Genomic DNA, 17039 nt, shown 5'->3' on the forward strand with positions numbered 1-17039 from the left:
GCAAAGAGCGAGACCCTACGCAGAGGCCGGGCTCAATGCATAGCGCCGTCAGTCCCAAGGCTTGCCACGGGTTCGCTCGGTGCAGCTCAGCTTCTGCTGCATGGCAGCCTTCGCCAGTATGTGCGCGCTGACCGGAGCGGTGATGAAGAGAAACATGGTGATCAGCAACTCATGCAGGCTCAGGCCGTCGTTCATGCTGCTGAAGAAAATCATCGAGGCGATGACAATGCCGCCAACGCCGAGCGTCGTGGCCTTGGTCGGCCCATGCAGGCGCGTATAGAAATCGGGTAGACGATACAGGCCTATCGCACCGATCAATGCAAAGATACTTCCGATGATCAGGCAGGCGCTGACCAGCAACTCAATCCAGAACGGCATGTGCTCTCCCTCAATCGATGATGTCGCCATGCAGCAAATGCTTGCCCACCGCGACGGTACTGACGAACCCCATCACCGCAATCAGCAGCGCGGCTTCGAAAAACAGATCGGAAGCCAGCCAGATACCGAACAGCACGATCAGCGCCAGGCCGTTTATGTACAGCGTATCCAGCGCCAATACCCGATCAGGCATTTCTGGCCCCTTGACCAAACGAATGACATTGAGCAATGCCGCCACACCCAACAGGCCCATACAGAACGGAATCACATAGGCTAGCATTCGAAAATCTCCAGCAGCGGCGCCTCGTAGCTGCTCTTCACCTCAGCGACCAGCGCCTCGATATCGGGTGCGTCCAGCGCATGCAGAATCAACACCTTATGGTCCTCACTAAGGCCGGCTGACACCGTGCCGGGAGTCAACGAGATGATGCTGGTCAGCATTGCCAGCACGAACTCATTCTCGATCACCATCGGTACCTCGATGAATGCGGGCTGCAGCTTCTCCTGTGGTCCAAGCACCAGCTTCGCCACATGCATGTTGGCCACGACGATGTCATAGAACACTTTCAGCATGAACAGGCACAGCTTGAGCGGTTTGCGCACAGGCGGCACTTCGATCAGAAAACCTGAGACCAACAGCGGAATCGCCCAACCGAGGAACAGACCCAGCAAGATATGACCGGCCCCCAGGGTGTTGTTGAGCAAGAGCCATAGCGCCGTCAGCAATAATGTCAAAGCAGGGTTCGGCAACAGGCGGGACTTCTTCATGCACCAGCTCCCTGAATAATCTGCAGATAAGGACCAAGATCGAACAGCTGTGCAGCCGTGGCCTGGACGTAAGCCTGGATCGGCTGCGCGGCAACGACCAGCAGCACACTGCCCAACAGCAACCCAAAGGTTGCCAGCATGCGCAGCGAGTCGGCAGGCACCGCCACCACTGCCGCCTCGCTCGATCTCCAGAACACCAGGCTTCCAGCGCGGCTCAGCGCTATCACCATACCCAACCCACCGATCAGCACCACAGACCAGAGCAAAGAGGCACCGCTACCGGGTGACACCGCCTGCAACAGCATCACCTTGCCTAAGAACCCGGAAAACGGAGGCAAGCCCGCGACCGAAATCGCGCCGGCAAAAAATAGTGCTCCCAGCGTGAGAGGTTGTCTCAATGCTGGTGCCGAAGCCAAATCCGACGCCATCTCGCCCCGCTGACGAGCAATCACATCCGCCAGCAAGAACAGGCCGCCTGTCACCAATGTGCTGTGCAGCAGGTAGTAAAGCGCAGCGCTCATCCCTTGTTCAGTGCCCAGCGCAACACCTGCCAGCAGCGTACCCACCGAAACCACAACCAGATAAGACAGGAGAATCTGCAGGTTGCGCGCAGCCAGAGCGCCCAGCACGCCGGCGGCGAGCGTGAGCATTGATAATGGCCACAGCCAATCGAGCACCATGTTGCTCAAGGTGCCCGCCTCGCTGCCGTAGATGAGCGTAAACACTCGGACGATCGCATAGAGACCGAGCTTGGTCATGATCGCAAACAGCGCCGCAACCGGTGCCGTCGCTGAGGCATAAGCACGCGGAAGCCAAAAGTACAGCGGCAGGATTGCGCCCTTGAGGGCGAACACCACCAGCAGCAGATAACCCGCCGCCGCTAGAAGCGGCGCATCGGCAGGGTCAGCTGCCCCAACTCGGATGGCCAGGTCGGCCATGTTCAGCGTCCCGGTGAGCCCATAAAGCATGCTTACGCCCACCAGGAACAGCGCAGAACCCAGCAGATTCAGCACCACATAGTGGATGCCAGCTTGTACGCGCTTGGCACCGTTGCCGTGCAGCAACAACGCATAGGATGAAATCAGCAGGATTTCAAAGAACACGAACAGGTTGAACAGATCCCCGGTCAGAAACGCACCGTTGATCCCGGCCAATTGAAACTGAAACAGCGCATGGAAGTTCGGCCCTTTCTCGTCGTCCCCACGCGACGCATAAAGCGCCACGAAGCCGGCAAGTACCGCAGTTACCAACAACATCAACGCACTCAGGCGGTCGAGCAGCAATATGATGCCGAACGGCGGCAGCCAATCTCCCAGTTGGTAAACGAACAGAGTGCCAGTGTTTGCCTGTAGCAGCAGCCATAGGGCCAGCGGCACCAGCAGCCAAGTCGCCAACAATGACACCAGACGTTTGAAGGGCAACGCCTGCTTATGGGTCAGCAGCAACAAACTACCGACGAACAGCGGAAGCAAGATCGGGAGGATCAACGCATGATTCATTCGCGCGGCTCCCTGCCATCCACATGGTCGGTGCGCAACTCACCCAGGCCGCGCAGTGACAGCACCACAATGAATGCGGTCATGGCGAAGCCGATGACAATGGCGGTTAGCACCAGAGCCTGCGGAAGCGGATCACCGTACTCGGCGCTTCTGCCTATTACGGCCGGCACGCCCGTGGCAAGCCTACCCATGGAGAAAATGAACAGGTTCACCGCGTAAGAAATTAGCGTCAGCCCCATCACCACGGGAAATATTCGCGCGCGAAGCAGCAGGTACACCCCACTTGCCATCATGATTCCCAGCGTTATCGCCAGTACAGCTTCCATCAGAGCACCTCCTTGCACGATTGATCCTGACTGACATGGCCGATGTTGGACAAAATCAACAAAGTCGCGCCTACCACCGTCAGATAAACGCCCAGGTCGAACAGCATGGCCGTAGCCAGCTCGAACTCACCAATCAACGGAAGATGGAAATGACCGAAAGCCGAGGTCAGGAACGGCCGTCCGAACAACCAACTACCCAGCCCGGTCAGCCCGGCGATCAGAACCCCCAGTCCCGCGATACCGTGGTAGCTGAACGGTTGCCGCTGCTGTGCCCAGGTAACACCGTGTGAAATGTATTGCAGGATCAGTGCGACCGCGGTGATCAGGCCGGCAATGAAGCCTCCACCCGGCAGGTTGTGGCCACGCAGGAAGATGAAAACAGAAATCAGCAAGGCCATCGGGAGCAGCGTACGTGACAGCGTATCCAGAACCATCGGATGACTATCGGTACTCCATAAACGTCCATGGTAATCCCGAAGCGGATGAGGCAGATGCAACCCATAGAGCAACCCATAGATGCCCACCGCAGCGATGGCCAGTACCGCTATCTCGCCAAAGGTATCGAAGCCCCGGAAGTCGACCAGAATGACATTGACCACGTTGGTTCCACCGCCGCCGGAAACGCTGTTTTCTAGGAAGAACGATGCAATGCTGTCGTAAGGACGCGTCAGCACTGCATAAGCGAGCAAGGCGATCATGGTGCCGAAGCTGCCGGCCAGAACCAGATCACGGAAGCTGCGCAGGCTGCTCGACTCTGTGGGCGTGCGGTCAGGCATGAAGAACAGCGCCAGGATCAACAAGATAATGGTCACCACTTCGACCGAAAGCTGTGTCAGCGCCAGGTCGGGTGCCGAGTAGCGGGCGAACGCCAGCGCTACCATCAGGCCGACGACGCTCAGCACCATCAACGCCACCAGACGCCGGCGGTGGAAAAATACCGTCAGCAGCGACGCCAGGCAGAGGACCAGCATCCCAAAAACAGTGATTGTGTCCGGCGGAGTGAGCGCAACCGGACCGCTCAACGCTTTCAATGGCGTCAGGGCGTACACCACTAGCAACAGGGAACTAAGTAGAACCAGCATCAGATAGCGTTGCAATGAGCCAGTTTCCAAGCGCTCGGTTAACCAGCGCGCGCTCCCGGCAAGATCGCTGATCACGCGCGTGAAGACCTGCAGCGAATCCACTCGAGGAAGCCCCTCGTACCAGCGGAACGCCCACTTGCGCAGCGAATAAATGAGCAACCCCCCCGCCAGCGCGACAAAGCTCATCAGCAGCGGCAGGTTGAAACCGTGCCAGATCGACAGACTGTATTCGGGGACCGGGCCATTCAGGCTTCCGGCAACCGCAGCCGCCAGTAGCGGCGCTACGGTGTAGGCCGGCAACATTCCAACCAGTAGGCAGAGCAGTACCAGAATCTCCACCGGAATCTTCATGTAGCGAGCCGGTTCGTGTGGAGGATACTTGGGCAGATCGATCGGCTCGCCATTGAAGAAAACGTCATGCACGAAGCGCAGCGAATAAGCCACCGAAAAAGCACTTGCCAGGGTCGCCAGTGCCGGAATCGTCCAATAGAAGCTGCCCAGCAGATGCTGATCGAGGGTTTCGGCGAAAAACATTTCCTTGCTGAGGAATCCATTGAGCAAGGGCACCCCGGCCATGGCCAGCGAGGCGATCATCGCCAGCGCCGCCGTGTGCGGCATGTATTTCAGCATGCCGTTGATGCGCCGCATGTCGCGGGTCCCGGTTTCATGGTCGATGATGCCGGCAGCCATGAACAGCGACGCCTTGAAGGTGGCGTGGTTGATGATGTGGAAGATTGCCGCCACCGCACCCAGCCGCGAATCAAGCCCGAACAGCAAAGTGATCAACCCAAGGTGGCTGATGGTCGAGTAAGCCAACAAGCCTTTGAGGTCGTGCTGGAACAGCGCCATGACCGCGCCGATCAACAGTGTTGCCAGCCCGGTCAAGCTGACCAGATAGAACCACCACTCCGAATCCGAAAGTGCTGGATAAAGCCGCGCCAGCAGAAACACACCAGCCTTGACCATGGTTGCCGAATGCAGAAAGGCCGAAACCGGTGTCGGTGCCGCCATTGCCTGCGGTAACCAGAAGTGAAACGGAAACTGTGCGGATTTGGTGAAAACCCCAAGCAGCACCAGGATCAGCGTCAGCGGATATAGTGAGTGCGCCCGAATCAGGTCGCCCGACGCCAATACGGTGGTCAGCTCATAGCTACCGACAATATGACCGATCAGCAGAATGCCAGCCAGCAGCGCCAACCCGCCCCCGCCAGTCACCGCCAACGCCATACGCGCGCCCTGACGGGCTTCGGTCCGATGATTCCAGAAGCCGATCAGGAGAAACGACGAGAGGCTGGTCAGCTCCCAGAACATCAGCATCAGCAGCAGGTTTTCAGCCAGCACCACGCCGAGCATCGCACCCATGAAAAGCAGGAAAAATCCATAAAAGCGCCCCATCGGCTCATGCTTGGATAGGTAATAACGCGCATAAAGGATGACCAGCAGACCAATGCCTAGAATCAGCAACGCAAACAAGAAGCCGAGTCCGTCGAGCCTCAGGCTCAGGTTCAACCCGAGTTCTGGCAGCCAGGGCATCATCTGTACGTCTATTTCGCCACCAAAGACAGCGGCACGTTTGGATAACAGAAGAACCAGAGCCGCCAACGGAGCCAACCCAGCACCGAACGCACAGGCGGATCTACCAAAACGTTCGAACAGTAGCGGTAGGCAAATCCCTAAAAATGGCAGAGCGATTATCAGCGCAAGCGCCATGAGCAAAAACCCCTTAAGCCGCGCATGCGCGCGGCAGTTATGTTCCCTGTCACGGATCTAAGCCCGAAGAGACATGGCGGTGTGGGCCGATTATCCATACCGGTCGAAGCAACGTCATGGACTCAAGTATTTCGAAAAACAAAAGGCCCAGCCCAACACCGAGCCAGACGCTGCTCAGCCTGGGCGTAAAAGCGCACGCGACGCGCATAACTTCAGGCCGGCATGCTTATAGCAAAATCACGGTGCGCGGCGACAGTGATCGTTCAGCCACAGCAGATTTGCCTACTTCAAGGTGCGATACGACTCGTACCATTGACCGTCATGATGCGTACGCGCTGACCGACGCGAAAGACTTGGTTGGGCTCAACTTCCTGCACATAGGCGCGCATGTTTCCATCGTCCTCCCGCACTGTGATTTCAACCCCTTGTGCACGGGTGATGCCCTCCTCCGCCGCGGCGCCAAGCATGCCGCCAGCCACCGCGCCGATCACCGCCGCAACCGCACTGCCACGGCCACCGCCGACGCCACTGCCGGCTATACCGCCCACCACGGCGCCAGCACCGCTGCCGATTGGCGTCTTGGTGCCCTCGAGCTTGACCGGGCGCAGTGATTCAATGGTTCCGTAACGGACGGTCTGAACCGTTCGTGCTTCGTCGCGGGAATAAGAATCCCCGGTGAGGTTCGATGTACAACCGCCGATGGTTAGCGCTATGGCGGTAAACGAAGCAACAAAGATGGAGTTGCGCATGAAGTACTCTCCTCGAAACGGGTTGGCATTCCCGACCGCATCGCCCAGATGCCTGTGACGAACAGACACTTGGCAGCGGTCTCGACCTTGCTCAGCATTCCTGAACTAAGACCTTACTTTACCCGAGGCGATCCCGCCCCGCATGTAAGCTGCTGTTCAAGCTATTTCACAGGACTACCAATGGACTACTTCATCATCACCGTTGTCACGCTCGCCGGACTGGTTTTTCATGCCTGGCTGTTTGTGCGCTTCAGGCGCTGGGCGGACCGGGACCTGGCGCTGTCCCTGGCGGGAAGCGATCCGAAAACTCGAGAGTGGGCGTTGCAGCGACTCGCGGCAGCGAAGGACGCTGGCGTGAGAAGGAAGGATTTGCAGGTTTGGCTGGAGCGAGAAATGGGGCGCTACGACGCCGAATGACTCATGGTGGAGCCGGTTATACCGGCCTCCGCCATGTGGACGCAGTCATGCTCCGAATGTAACAGCGCTCAGGGCGCCAGACGCTCACGCTTCCAGTTATTGGAGACGCACCGATAGTTGAGACGATCATGCAGACGGCTGGGGCGCCCCTGCCAGAATTCCATCCGCTCCGGCAGCAAACGGTAACCTCCCCAATGAGGAGGACAATGAGGCGCCTGATCGAGAAAACGTTGCTCGGTCTCGGCGAGCAGCCGCTCGAGCTCGGCCCGATCACGAATCGCTCGGCTTTGCGGTGAAGCCCAGGCCCCCAAGCGGCTCCCCAGCGGCCGCACCTGGTAATAGGCGTCCGACTCGGCAGCACTGACTTTCTCGACCCGCCCCTCGATTCGCACCTGACGTTCCAGGCTAGGCCAGAAGAACGTCATTGCAGCAAACGGACGAGCCGCCAGCTGCTCGGCCTTGGCACTTTCGTAGTTGGTAAAGAAGGTAAAGCCTTGATCATCCAACGCCTTGAGCAAGAGCACACGGCAATGCGGGCGACCTTCGGCATCGACCGTAGCCAGCGTCATAGCGTTCGGCTCGACTGGCAACTGCTCCGTCTGCACCGCGTCAGCGAACCACTGGCGAAAGAGTGCAAAAGGCTCGTCCGGCGCGTTCGCTTCGCTGAGCCCTTCGCGCGTGTAGTCGCGTCGCATGTCGGCCAAGGTCTGGGTCATCTCGGAATCCTGGAAACAGTCGAAGCCAATAGTTTATCGATTTGCTATTGGGTCCCGCTTGATTCAACACAACAAGGCCAAACAGGAATTCGCTTAGCGGCTTGGTTATTTGGCCTTGGTCACCTCGGCAACCGCAACCTGGGTCTCTTTGGTGGGCGCCTCACTGTACTGGGCAACCAACGACAGCAATGTCGGCTGAGGTGCCAGCACCATTTCGACTCGACGATTCAGAGCACGGCCTTCCTCGTTCTCGTTGGACGCGCGCGGCATATCCGAGCCCAGCCCTCGAATGCGCAGACGGTCGTGCTTCAAGCCGCTGAGACGAAAGATCGCCGCAACGGCACCGGCACGCTGGCGGCTGATGTCGCGATTGATTTCCAGCGATCCAGTGCTGTCGGCATGACCAAGCACGATAACGGCGGTTTTCTCGTCACCTTCGACCAGTTTCGCCACGCGGCTGAGCGGGCCAAGTGTCACAGGCAGCAACATGCCAGGGCGGTCAGGATTGAACGATGCATCGACCGGCGCAGTGACCACCAGCACACCCTCACGCCGCTCGAGCTCGAAGCGACTATCCTTCAATGCATCGCGTAGCCGCGGCTCGTAGCCGTCCAGCCAGGCATGATCGATAACAGTCTCCGGCACAACGACCGTCTCTTTTGGTTTCTCGCTGTTGGAGCTACAGCCACCAATGACCATGCAGAGAATGAAGAAGGCGCTTTTCGGCAAGTTCATGAGCCAGGTTCCGTGAGGTGGGTTGGCGAAACAGGTTGCGTGTGAATCTAGGCGTAGCTTAAGCAAGGATTTGTCTTAAATTGTGGACGCAGGTCATTGTTATGAAAAGCTCTGCAATAGCGAACAGACGAGCGGTTCAACTCAAGCAAGCGTTCACGGTACGAGCCAGAGTCTGCGCACGTGGGTCCATCAAGACATAGGGACCTAGCGTATTGGTGACATAGCCGAACGCCAAGTCGCGTTGCGGGTCGGCGAAACCGATGCAGCCACCCGCACCCGGATGGCCAAAGGCGCCGGGCCCCGCACCGAACCTTGCGTTCTCCACATCCGGCTGATCCAGCCAGCAACCCAAGCCGAAACGAGTACGACTCAGCAGCGTACGGTCTTCACCGAGACAATGCTCACGGGTCATCTCGGTCAACAACTCATAATCGAGCAGCTCACCTCGCAGCAATCCGTCATAAAAGCCGGCCAGCGCCCGAGCATTGCCGTGTCCGTTAGCGGCGGGCTGAACCATTCGGCGCCACTCCGGCTTGTTGGCACTGTTCATGATCGATGGCGGGTTGGTGAACGCGCGGGCGGTGAGCGACTGCGGATCACCCGTCAACGCCTTGAGCATGCGCTGAGCTGCCGCATCGCCGAAATTGTTCTTCTGCCTGGTCAAGTAACCGACACGGTCGAATTCGGCGTCGGCCAGCCCTAGATGAAAATCCAGCTTCAAAGGTCGGGCAGTACGCGCGACGATCGCTTCGCCCGGCTCACGGCCGTCGGCGCGGCGGATCAGCTCGCCGAGCAGCCAGCCGTAGGTAATCGCGGCATATCCATGACCGTCACCTGGCGTCCACCATGGGCTCTCGGCCGCCAAAGCGGTGATCATCGCGTCCCAGTCGTACAACGCCTCTGGGGGCAACGGCTGTCGGATAGCAGACAGCCCGGCTTGATGGCTAAGCAGCTGCCGCAAGGTAATGGCCTGCTTGCCATTGGCGGCGAACTCCGGCCAGACACCTGCGACAGGTTCGTCCAGCTGCAGCTTGCCTTCGCCTACCAGTTGTAGGGCGGCGACCGCAGTAAAGGTCTTAGTGCACGAAAAAAGATTGACCAGGGTGTCGCTTTGCCAGGCTTGCTCACCGGCATTGTCGGCTACGCCGGCCCAGAGATCGACAACGGTTTCGCCGCTAACCTTCACGCAGACCGCCGCTCCGCGCTGCTGGGTCTGCTCGAACAGATCGCTGAACGCGTCTTTGACGGCCTCGAAACGAAGATCGAAATATCCTTGAACCTGCACGTTCGCGCCCCTTGGTTATTAAGTATCCGGCGCATTGTCCCAGCCGCGCCGACGCAAGAAAACAGACTCGACGTCGATTACCGAACCATCAGCCGTTTGAATAAGTCCCCATGAGGCGTACCGGATCGCCGCGAAAGGCGTTAACTGATTTCTCTTCGAAACGGGGGCAACGCATTGAGGATGGCCTTGCCGTAGCGTTGAGTGACGACACGACGGTCAAGCAAAGTAATCGTGCCGCGGTCCTCTTCGGTTCGCAGCAATCGGCCACAGGCCTGGACCAGGCGTAATGACGCATCGGGCACGGCGATCTCCATGAAGGGATTGCCGCCCCGCGCCTCGATCCATTCGGCAAGCGCAGCTTCTACAGGATCATCGGGAACCGCAAACGGGATCTTGGCGATCACCACGTGCTCGCAATAGGCACCCGGCAGATCGACGCCTTCGGCAAAGCTTGCCAGCCCGAACAGCACGCTTTTCTCACCGTCATCCACACGCGCCTTGTGCTTGTTCAGCGTTTCCTGCTTGGACAAATTCCCCTGGATCAGTACCCGACGGCGCCAGTCACGGTCCAGTCCGTCGAATACGTCCTGCATCTGCTTGCGTGACGAGAACAACACCAACGTCCCGCGCGAGGCCTCCACCTGCGCCGGAAGGTCACGTACGATCGCGGCCGTATGCGCGGTCGCGTCACGAGGGTCGGCATTGAGGTTGGGAACGCGCAGCACGCCGGCATCGGCATGATGAAACGGGCTCGGCACCACCGCAGTCACTGCGCATCGCGGCAGCCCGGCACGCATGCGGTATCGATCGAAACTGTTCAGTGCAGTGAGGGTTGCCGAGGTCACCAGCGCGCCGTAGCAGACGTTCCACAGATTACGCCGCAGCGTCTCGGCGGCCAGAATCGGGCTGGCGTTGACCTCGATATCGAATAGCGCGCCGCCTTCAGCCAGGGTCAGCCAACGTGCCATTGGCGGGCTGTCTTCCGGGTCGTCGACGGTAAAGGCCGTCCATAGCTCCCAGTTGCCCTGAGCGCGGGTCAACAGGCTGCCGAACAACGGGTACCACTCTTCGGCCTGATGGCTGGCGATGCCGACACCCGCCTCGCCATCCATCGCTTCCTTCAGCAGCTCGGTCAATCGCGTGAACAGATCGTTGAGCTTGGCGAAGCCTTTTTTCAGCTCAATGCCCAGTTCGATCAGGTGCTCGGGCACCACGCCGCCGACAAAACGGTGTCTTGGCCGTTCGCGCCCTTCCATGTCCTCGCCTGCCTTGAAATCTGCCAACTGCTCGCAGGCGCTGAACATGAATTGCTGCTGACTGCGCAGGTCTCGGGCGATCTCTGGCACCGCCTCGATCAACCGACCCAGATCACCCGGTAGCGGATGCTGGGCAAGCAATTTGGTCAGGTTCTTTTCGATCTGCGCGAGCCAGTCGGCGGTGGAGCGCAGACGGGTAAAGTGTGCGAAATGGCCGATGGCCTTGTCTGGCAGATGATGACCTTCATCGAAGACATAAAGCGTGTCACGCGGGTCCGGCAGCACCGCACCGCCACCCAGCGCCAAGTCGGCGAGCACCATGTCGTGGTTAGTAACGATGACGTCGACCTTGGTCATGCCTTCCCGCGCCTTGTAGAACGCGCACTGCTGGAAATTGGGGCAGTGACGACCGGTGCACTGGCTGTGGTCTGTGGTCAAGCGCGCCCAGTCCGGATCGGCCAGCTCTTCCGGCCAGCTGTCGCGATCACCGTCCCAGCGATTGCCGGCCAGCTTCTCGATCATGCTGCCGAATAGCTTCTCGCTGCGCTCATCCACGTCGATGCGAAAGCCTTCTTCCTCGAAGAGCTGAGCGGTAGCGCTCTGCGCCTGGCCTTCCTGAAGCAGGACGTCGAGCTTGGATAAACACAGATAACGGCCTCGCCCCTTGGCGAGCGCGAAGGAGAAATTCAAACCACTGTTGCGCAGCAGGTCCGGTAGATCCTTGTTTACGATTTGCTCCTGCAACGCGACGGTAGCGGTCGCGATCACCAGACGCTTGCCCGCTGCCTTCGCCGTCGGAATGGTCGCCAGACTGTAGGCAACCGTCTTGCCGGTACCCGTTCCAGCCTCGACCGCGACGACCGCAGGCTCACCGTCCCGGCGACCCTCGTCATCAACCTTGATCGCGCCCAGAACCTTCGCCACTTCGGCAATCATCAGGCGCTGGCCGTAGCGGGGCTTGAGGCCTTTGGCTTCGAGGAATCGCGAGTAGGCGCCCTGGATCTGGGACTTGAGTTCGGTGCTGAGCATGGGCGCGTGGGCTGTATATATTTTCAGTATTCCGGAGAGGTGGCTATGATAGCGCGCGTTTCTTCAATCGCCACCGGAGATTTACCGTGACCGCCTTCGCCCTGCCCTATTCGCTCCACGTTCTGGCCGCCATGATCTGGGTCGGCGGTATGTTTTTCGCCTGGATGATAGTGCGCCCTGCCGCTGTCTCCGAGCTGCAGGCCCCCGAGCAGTTGAAGTTGTGGGCAGAAGTATTTCGCCGCTTCTTCAAATGGGTCTGGGTCACGGTACTGGTATTGCCGATCAGCGGTATCGGCATGTGGCACATGCGCTTCGACGGGTTGGCGGCGGCGCCCCGCTATGTACACATCATGGCTGGAGTGTTTTTGGTAATGCTGGCGCTGTTTCTGCGCATCCAGTTGTTGCAGCTGCCTGAACTCAAGCGCGCGATCACCGCCCAAAACTGGCCGGAAGGCGGCGCGGCGCTGGGACGGATCCGCCGGCTGGTAGGTATCAATCTATTGCTGGGACTGCTGCTCATCTTGCTGGCCAGCGCTCACCCATTGCTCTGAACCAGACGACTCGACTCGATGACATGAAAAAGCCGGGCGCAGTGCCCGGCTTCGTCATTTCAGCCACACCTTAAGGGCGAGCTTCTACTTCCGCTTCTACACGACGGTTGATGGCCCGTCCTTCATCCGTCGAGTTGTCGGCAACCGGACGAGACTCTCCATAACCCACTGCGTCGACTCGACTACCATCCAGACCATGCTGATTGACCAGCACGTCGCGCACAGCGTTGGCACGGCGCTCGGACAGACGCTGGTTGTACGCATCGGTACCAACCGAGTCGGTATGCCCCTCGACGACGGTCGAAGTCTGGCCATACTGCTTCATGAAGTCAGCCAGATCCTTGATGTCGGCCATGCTGTCCTGCTTGACTTGCGCACGGTCGAAGTCGAACTTGACGTCCAGCTCGACACGCACGGGCTCGGCCATGGGCTCTGGTTCAGGCTCGGCAACCGGCGTTGGCTCGACGGTCTCGACCACGGCGACCGTCTCCTGTTCGGTACCGTTGGCCCAGCAGTACGCCGCAGCCACACCGCCACCGATCAAGGCACCGTACCCGGCGTAAGTGCTGCTTTCTATCGCACCCAACGCTGCACCGGTGACACCGCCGACCGCCGCACAGCTAGGCCAATCCTGCTTTTGCACCCCTGCACAGCCGGCCAGGAAGGTGGTCATTACAATCACGGGTACTGCTGTCCGTAAGCTACTCATCGGTAAAACCTCCTAGTTTGGAATCGGCCAGAGCGCCATGCGGGATGGCAAAGCGGCTCCAGTTATAACGAGACTAGGACGGCGCACGCCGTCGCGCTAGTCTTTACACCTTGGCAAAACATACGAACCGCAATCTGCAGCGTGCAGTACGTAACTTCGAGGATCCCGGCTTGATCGCATCCGGCTCACTACAATCGCCGCAACAGGCACTGGCTGCACTGCTTGAGCAGTACGTGCCGATGCGGCTCCTGCAGGTTGGCCGTAGCGCCATGCCAGCAGTCGATGCGTTCAGCCGCAGCCATCTGAACAGCCACATCGACCACGCCCCGACCGCTCCGCTGCCCGACGAACTGGCGAGCCAACGTTATGATCTGGCGATCGTCGCCGATTGCCTCGAACATCTGCCCAAGCACGAAGGTCTGCAACTGCTCGGTGGCATCCGCAATCTCAACGCCAACCGAATCGCGGTTCTGATCGACCTCAATGCATGCGACTGGCAGGCCACCGACTTCTTTGCCCTCGCTCTGCAGATCAGCGCGCACTTCGAACGTGACCGCCAGACCCTGACCCTCTTCACCTACGACCTGCTTGCTTACAAGCAGGTTCCGGATTGGCTGAACGCGAAGTTTTGGGCCAATCCCCAGATGTTCGGTAAATATTGGTGGTGAATCGATGATCAGCGAAACACAACATGACGCCAATTGCCCTTGCGGCAGCGGCGACTCGCTCAGCGAGTGCTGCGGGCGATACCACGGCGGCCAGCCGGCGCCGAGTGCGGAACGGCTGATGCGTTCACGCTATAGCGCCTACGTCTTAGGGCTCGTCGATTATCTCAAGGCCACGACGCTGCCCGTGCAGCAGCAGTCGCTAGACGTGCAATCGATGAGAGACTGGAGCGCCACGAGCACCTGGCTCGGGCTGGAAGTGGAAGACAGCCAACTCATTGGTGGGCAGCCGGAACACGCGCTGGTGACGTTCACCGCTCGCTGGCACGATCCGGCGGGGCAGCATGCTCAGCATGAACGTTCGGCTTTTGTTCAGCACGACGGGAAATGGTATTTCATCGATCCGACCGTCCCACTGAAAGCCGGTCGCAACGATCCCTGCCCTTGCCGCAGCGGCCAAAAATTCAAGAAGTGCTGCGCTACCTATATATGAAAAAAGGCCGGCAAACGCATCGCGCCAGCCGGCCTTCTTTCACGATTTCACCGAGTGCTTACTTCTCGACGAAAGCACGCTCGATCAGATAATGCCCTGGATCGCCCATGCGCGGCGACGCCTTGAGGCCGAAGCTGTTCAGCACCTCGCTGGTTTCAGTCAGCATACTCGGGCTTCCGCAGATCATGGCGCGATCATCTTCGGGATTGATTGGAGGCAGACCAATGTCGGTGAACAACTTGCCGCTGCGCATCAGGTCCGTCAGGCGTCCCTGATTTTCGAACGGCTCGCGCGTCACGGTCGGATAGTAAATCAGCTTTTCTTTCAGCGCTTCGCCGAAAAATTCGTTCTGCGGGAGGTGCTCGGTGATGAATTCCCGGTAAGCGACTTCGTTCACGTAGCGCACGCCGTGAATCAGCACGACCTTTTCGAAACGCTCATAGGTCTCCGGATCCTGAATTACGCTCATGAATGGCGCCAAACCGGTACCCGTGCTCAGCAAATAGAGATGTTTGCCTGGCAGCAGGTCGTCCAGGACGAGCGTGCCGGTAGGCTTACGGCTGATCATCAGCGAGTCGCCTTCCTTGAGGTGCTGCAGGCGCGACGTCAGGGGGCCATCCGGAACCTTGATGCTGAAAAATTCCAGATGCTCTTCATAATTCGGGCTGGCGATGCTGTAGGCGCGCATCAGCGGTCGGCCCTCGACTTCGAGACCGATCATCACGAACTGGCCATTTTCAAAGCGCAGCCCTGGATTACGGGTGGTTTTGAAACTGAACAGCGTGTCGTTCCAATGATGAACACTGAGGACTCGCTCGACGTTCAGGTTACTCATGTTACGGATTCCCCTTCTAGCTCGCGAAGAGCACGCTTTGATATTTACGAGAGTTTACCGGCATCGTTAATATCCGCTAAGTGAATATTAACGATATATGTTATCGGTTATATAGATATGCATTTTACGCTGCGTCAGCTTCAGGTATTTGTTTCCATCGCCCGCCAGGAAAGCGTTTCCCGCGCGGCGCAAAGTCTTGCGCTGTCCCAATCGGCTACCAGTACTTCGCTAGCCGAACTGGAGCGGCAATCGGGCTGCCAGTTGTTCGACCGCGCCGGCAAGCGCCTGTGGCTCAATTCACTAGGTCATCAGCTGCTGCCGCAAGCGGTGAGCCTGCTGGATCAGGCCAAGGCCATTGAGGACCTGCTGGCCGGCAAGACCGGCTTCGGCTCACTCAACGTCGGCGCAACCCTGACGATTGGCAACTATCTCGCCACCTTGCTGATTGGCAGTTTCATGCAGCGTCACCCCGAGTGCCGAGTGAAGCTGCATGTGCAAAATACGGCGCATATTGTCCATCAGGTCGCACAACATGAACTTGACCTGGGTCTGATCGAAGGCGATTGCCAGCACCCCGATATCGAAGTGTTGCCTTGGGTAGAAGATGAGCTGGTGGTCTTCTGCGCACCACAACATGTCCTGGCGGGACGCACCGAAGTAAGCATGGAAGAGCTTTCGCGTGAGGCGTGGATCCTTCGTGAACAGGGTTCCGGCACTCGGCGGACATTCGATCACGCGATGCGCCATCATCCCGCCAAACTGAATATCCGGCTCGAACTGGAACATACCGAAGCGATCAAGCGCGCCGTCGAATCGGGTTTGGGGATCGGCTGCATATCACGGTTGGCACTGCGCGACGCGTTTCGGCGCGGCAGTCTGGTTGCGGTGGAAACACCCGAACTGGATTTGACTCGGCAGTTTTATTTCATCTGGCATTCGCTGAAATACCAGACCGCAGCGATGCGCGAATTCATCGAGCAATGCCGGGCGCTGACTGCAGGGGTACGGCGCAGCGATGAAATCGTCCTACCATCGATCGCCTGATCGTAATCGTCTCGGTTTACGGGCCGCGCGCTCTTCGGCAAACCGTGACGCAGCCTTCAGCTGCCTGGAATCGACCCCATCTGCTGTAGCAACAACGCCGCTTGTGTCCGGGTACGAACGCCCAGCTTGCGGAAGATCGCAGTGACATGCGCCTTGATGGTCGCCTCGGACACGCTCAGCTCGTAGGCGATTTGCTTGTTCAGCAGGCCGTCACAAACCATGGTCAATACCCGGAACTGCTGAGGCGTGAGGCTGGCGAGACCCTCGCTGGCTGCCTTGGCCTCGGGGCTGACATGGGCAACGTCCTGAATATTGCTGGGCCACCAGACGTCGCCGTCCAGCACCATTCGCACCGCTTCCTGAATAGTTTCCAGCGAACTGGATTTGGGGATGAAGCCACTGGCGCCGAACTCGCGCGAACGGGCGACTACTGCCGCGTCTTCCTGGGCGGAAATCATCACTACCGGTAGCTGAGGATACTGCCCTCTGAGCAGCACCAATCCTGAAAAGCCATAAGCGCCCGGCATATTCAGATCCAGCAGGACCAAATCCCAATCTACGGTCCGGGTCAGTTGAGCTTCCAGCTCGGCGATGCTCGCCGCTTCGGACAAATGCACGCCGTCGCCCAGACCAAGCGTCAAGGCTTGCTGGAGCGCACTGCGGAATAGAGGATGATCGTCAGCGATAAGGATTTCGTAAGCAGCCATGGCAGACCTATGATTTTTTTATTGGCGCTTTCACCGGCCTGAGCCGGATGCCGACTTCAGGTCGAAGAACCCGAGGCGTTCCTGA

At 58.9% G+C, this 17039-nt stretch carries 19 protein-coding genes; 5 read left to right on the forward strand and 14 right to left on the reverse strand.

What is annotated here, in order from left to right:
- Positions 1-48: 48 nt before the first annotated feature.
- The 7 genes from NA647_RS11230 to NA647_RS11260 all read right to left on the reverse strand — a co-directional run bounded on the left by NA647_RS11230 (position 49) and on the right by NA647_RS11260 (position 6512).
- Entirely contained in the window at positions 49-378 is a 330-nt protein-coding gene (locus NA647_RS11230; protein ID WP_256057765.1) for a Na+/H+ antiporter subunit G, read from the reverse strand.
- A 10-nt stretch (positions 379-388) separates the two neighbouring features.
- Positions 389-658, reverse strand: coding sequence for a K+/H+ antiporter subunit F (locus NA647_RS11235; protein WP_256057766.1), 270 nt, complete (start codon positions 656-658; stop codon positions 389-391).
- Entirely contained in the window at positions 652-1146 is a 495-nt protein-coding gene (locus NA647_RS11240) for a Na+/H+ antiporter subunit E (RefSeq protein WP_256057767.1), read from the reverse strand. The genes NA647_RS11235 and NA647_RS11240 overlap by 7 nt, the downstream gene beginning before the upstream one ends.
- Positions 1143-2645: a monovalent cation/H+ antiporter subunit D gene (locus tag NA647_RS11245; protein WP_256057768.1), complete on the reverse strand. Its 1503-nt coding sequence runs from the start codon at positions 2643-2645 to the stop codon at positions 1143-1145. The genes NA647_RS11240 and NA647_RS11245 overlap by 4 nt, the downstream gene beginning before the upstream one ends.
- Positions 2642-2971, reverse strand: a complete 330-nt coding sequence (locus tag NA647_RS11250; protein WP_256047867.1) for a Na+/H+ antiporter subunit C — start codon at positions 2969-2971, stop codon at positions 2642-2644. The genes NA647_RS11245 and NA647_RS11250 overlap by 4 nt, the downstream gene beginning before the upstream one ends.
- Positions 2971-5763 (reverse strand): monovalent cation/H+ antiporter subunit A, encoded by a 2793-nt coding sequence (locus NA647_RS11255; RefSeq protein ID WP_256057769.1) that lies wholly within the window; start codon positions 5761-5763, stop codon positions 2971-2973. Before NA647_RS11255 ends, NA647_RS11250 begins: the two co-directional genes overlap by 1 nt.
- Before the next feature lie 287 nt (positions 5764-6050).
- Positions 6051-6512, reverse strand: a complete 462-nt coding sequence (locus NA647_RS11260) for a glycine zipper domain-containing protein (RefSeq protein WP_131648232.1) — start codon at positions 6510-6512, stop codon at positions 6051-6053.
- Between the two features lie 180 nt (positions 6513-6692).
- On the opposite strand from NA647_RS11260, the gene NA647_RS11265 reads away from it, so the two are divergent.
- Positions 6693-6929, forward strand: a complete 237-nt coding sequence (locus NA647_RS11265) for a hypothetical protein (RefSeq protein WP_256057771.1) — start codon at positions 6693-6695, stop codon at positions 6927-6929.
- 68 nt (positions 6930-6997) lie between these two features.
- Here the strand turns inward: NA647_RS11265 and pdxH are convergent, their stop codons facing one another.
- From pdxH to dinG, 4 genes are all read right to left on the reverse strand, one after another.
- Positions 6998-7645, reverse strand: coding sequence for a pyridoxamine 5'-phosphate oxidase (pdxH, locus tag NA647_RS11270; RefSeq protein ID WP_256057772.1), 648 nt, complete (start codon positions 7643-7645; stop codon positions 6998-7000).
- A gap of 105 nt (positions 7646-7750) precedes the next feature.
- Positions 7751-8380, reverse strand: a complete 630-nt coding sequence (locus NA647_RS11275) for an OmpA family protein (protein ID WP_256047871.1) — start codon at positions 8378-8380, stop codon at positions 7751-7753.
- A gap of 136 nt (positions 8381-8516) precedes the next feature.
- Positions 8517-9665, reverse strand: a complete 1149-nt coding sequence (locus NA647_RS11280) for a serine hydrolase domain-containing protein (protein WP_256057773.1) — start codon at positions 9663-9665, stop codon at positions 8517-8519.
- Positions 9666-9805: 140 nt separating this feature from the next.
- Positions 9806-11950 (reverse strand): ATP-dependent DNA helicase DinG, encoded by a 2145-nt coding sequence (gene dinG, locus NA647_RS11285; RefSeq protein WP_181102700.1) that lies wholly within the window; start codon positions 11948-11950, stop codon positions 9806-9808.
- 86 nt (positions 11951-12036) lie between these two features.
- Here dinG and NA647_RS11290 point away from each other — a divergent pair, with 86 nt between their 5' ends.
- Entirely contained in the window at positions 12037-12501 is a 465-nt protein-coding gene (locus tag NA647_RS11290) for a CopD family protein (RefSeq protein WP_256057774.1), read from the forward strand.
- 70 nt (positions 12502-12571) lie between these two features.
- Here the strand turns inward: NA647_RS11290 and NA647_RS19605 are convergent, their stop codons facing one another.
- Positions 12572-13174 carry an OmpA family protein gene (locus tag NA647_RS19605; protein WP_131648225.1) on the reverse strand — a complete coding sequence of 201 codons (603 nt, stop codon included), beginning with the start codon at positions 13172-13174 and terminating at the stop codon, positions 12572-12574.
- A 206-nt stretch (positions 13175-13380) separates the two neighbouring features.
- Here NA647_RS19605 and NA647_RS11300 point away from each other — a divergent pair, with 206 nt between their 5' ends.
- Positions 13381-13878, forward strand: coding sequence for a DUF6231 family protein (locus NA647_RS11300; RefSeq protein WP_256057775.1), 498 nt, complete (start codon positions 13381-13383; stop codon positions 13876-13878).
- A 4-nt stretch (positions 13879-13882) separates the two neighbouring features.
- Entirely contained in the window at positions 13883-14368 is a 486-nt protein-coding gene (locus tag NA647_RS11305; RefSeq protein WP_256057776.1) for a YchJ family protein, read from the forward strand.
- A gap of 58 nt (positions 14369-14426) precedes the next feature.
- On the opposite strand, the gene fpr is transcribed toward NA647_RS11305, so the two are convergent.
- Complete coding sequence (gene fpr / locus NA647_RS11310) at positions 14427-15203, reverse strand: ferredoxin-NADP reductase (RefSeq protein WP_131648222.1); 777 nt, start codon at positions 15201-15203, stop codon at positions 14427-14429.
- 117 nt (positions 15204-15320) lie between these two features.
- On the opposite strand from fpr, the gene NA647_RS11315 reads away from it, so the two are divergent.
- Complete coding sequence (locus NA647_RS11315) at positions 15321-16247, forward strand: LysR family transcriptional regulator (RefSeq protein WP_256057777.1); 927 nt, start codon at positions 15321-15323, stop codon at positions 16245-16247.
- Between the two features lie 56 nt (positions 16248-16303).
- Here NA647_RS11315 and erdR read toward each other — a convergent pair whose 3' ends face one another.
- The gene (gene erdR, locus NA647_RS11320) at positions 16304-16954 is read right to left on the reverse strand and encodes a response regulator transcription factor ErdR (RefSeq protein WP_256057778.1); all 651 of its coding nucleotides are present in this window, start codon (positions 16952-16954) and stop codon (positions 16304-16306) included.
- Positions 16955-17039 lie beyond the last annotated feature (85 nt).

The sequence above is a fragment of the Stutzerimonas stutzeri genome (genome assembly GCF_024448985.1).
Lineage (GTDB): Bacteria > Pseudomonadota > Gammaproteobacteria > Pseudomonadales > Pseudomonadaceae > Stutzerimonas > Stutzerimonas stutzeri_AP.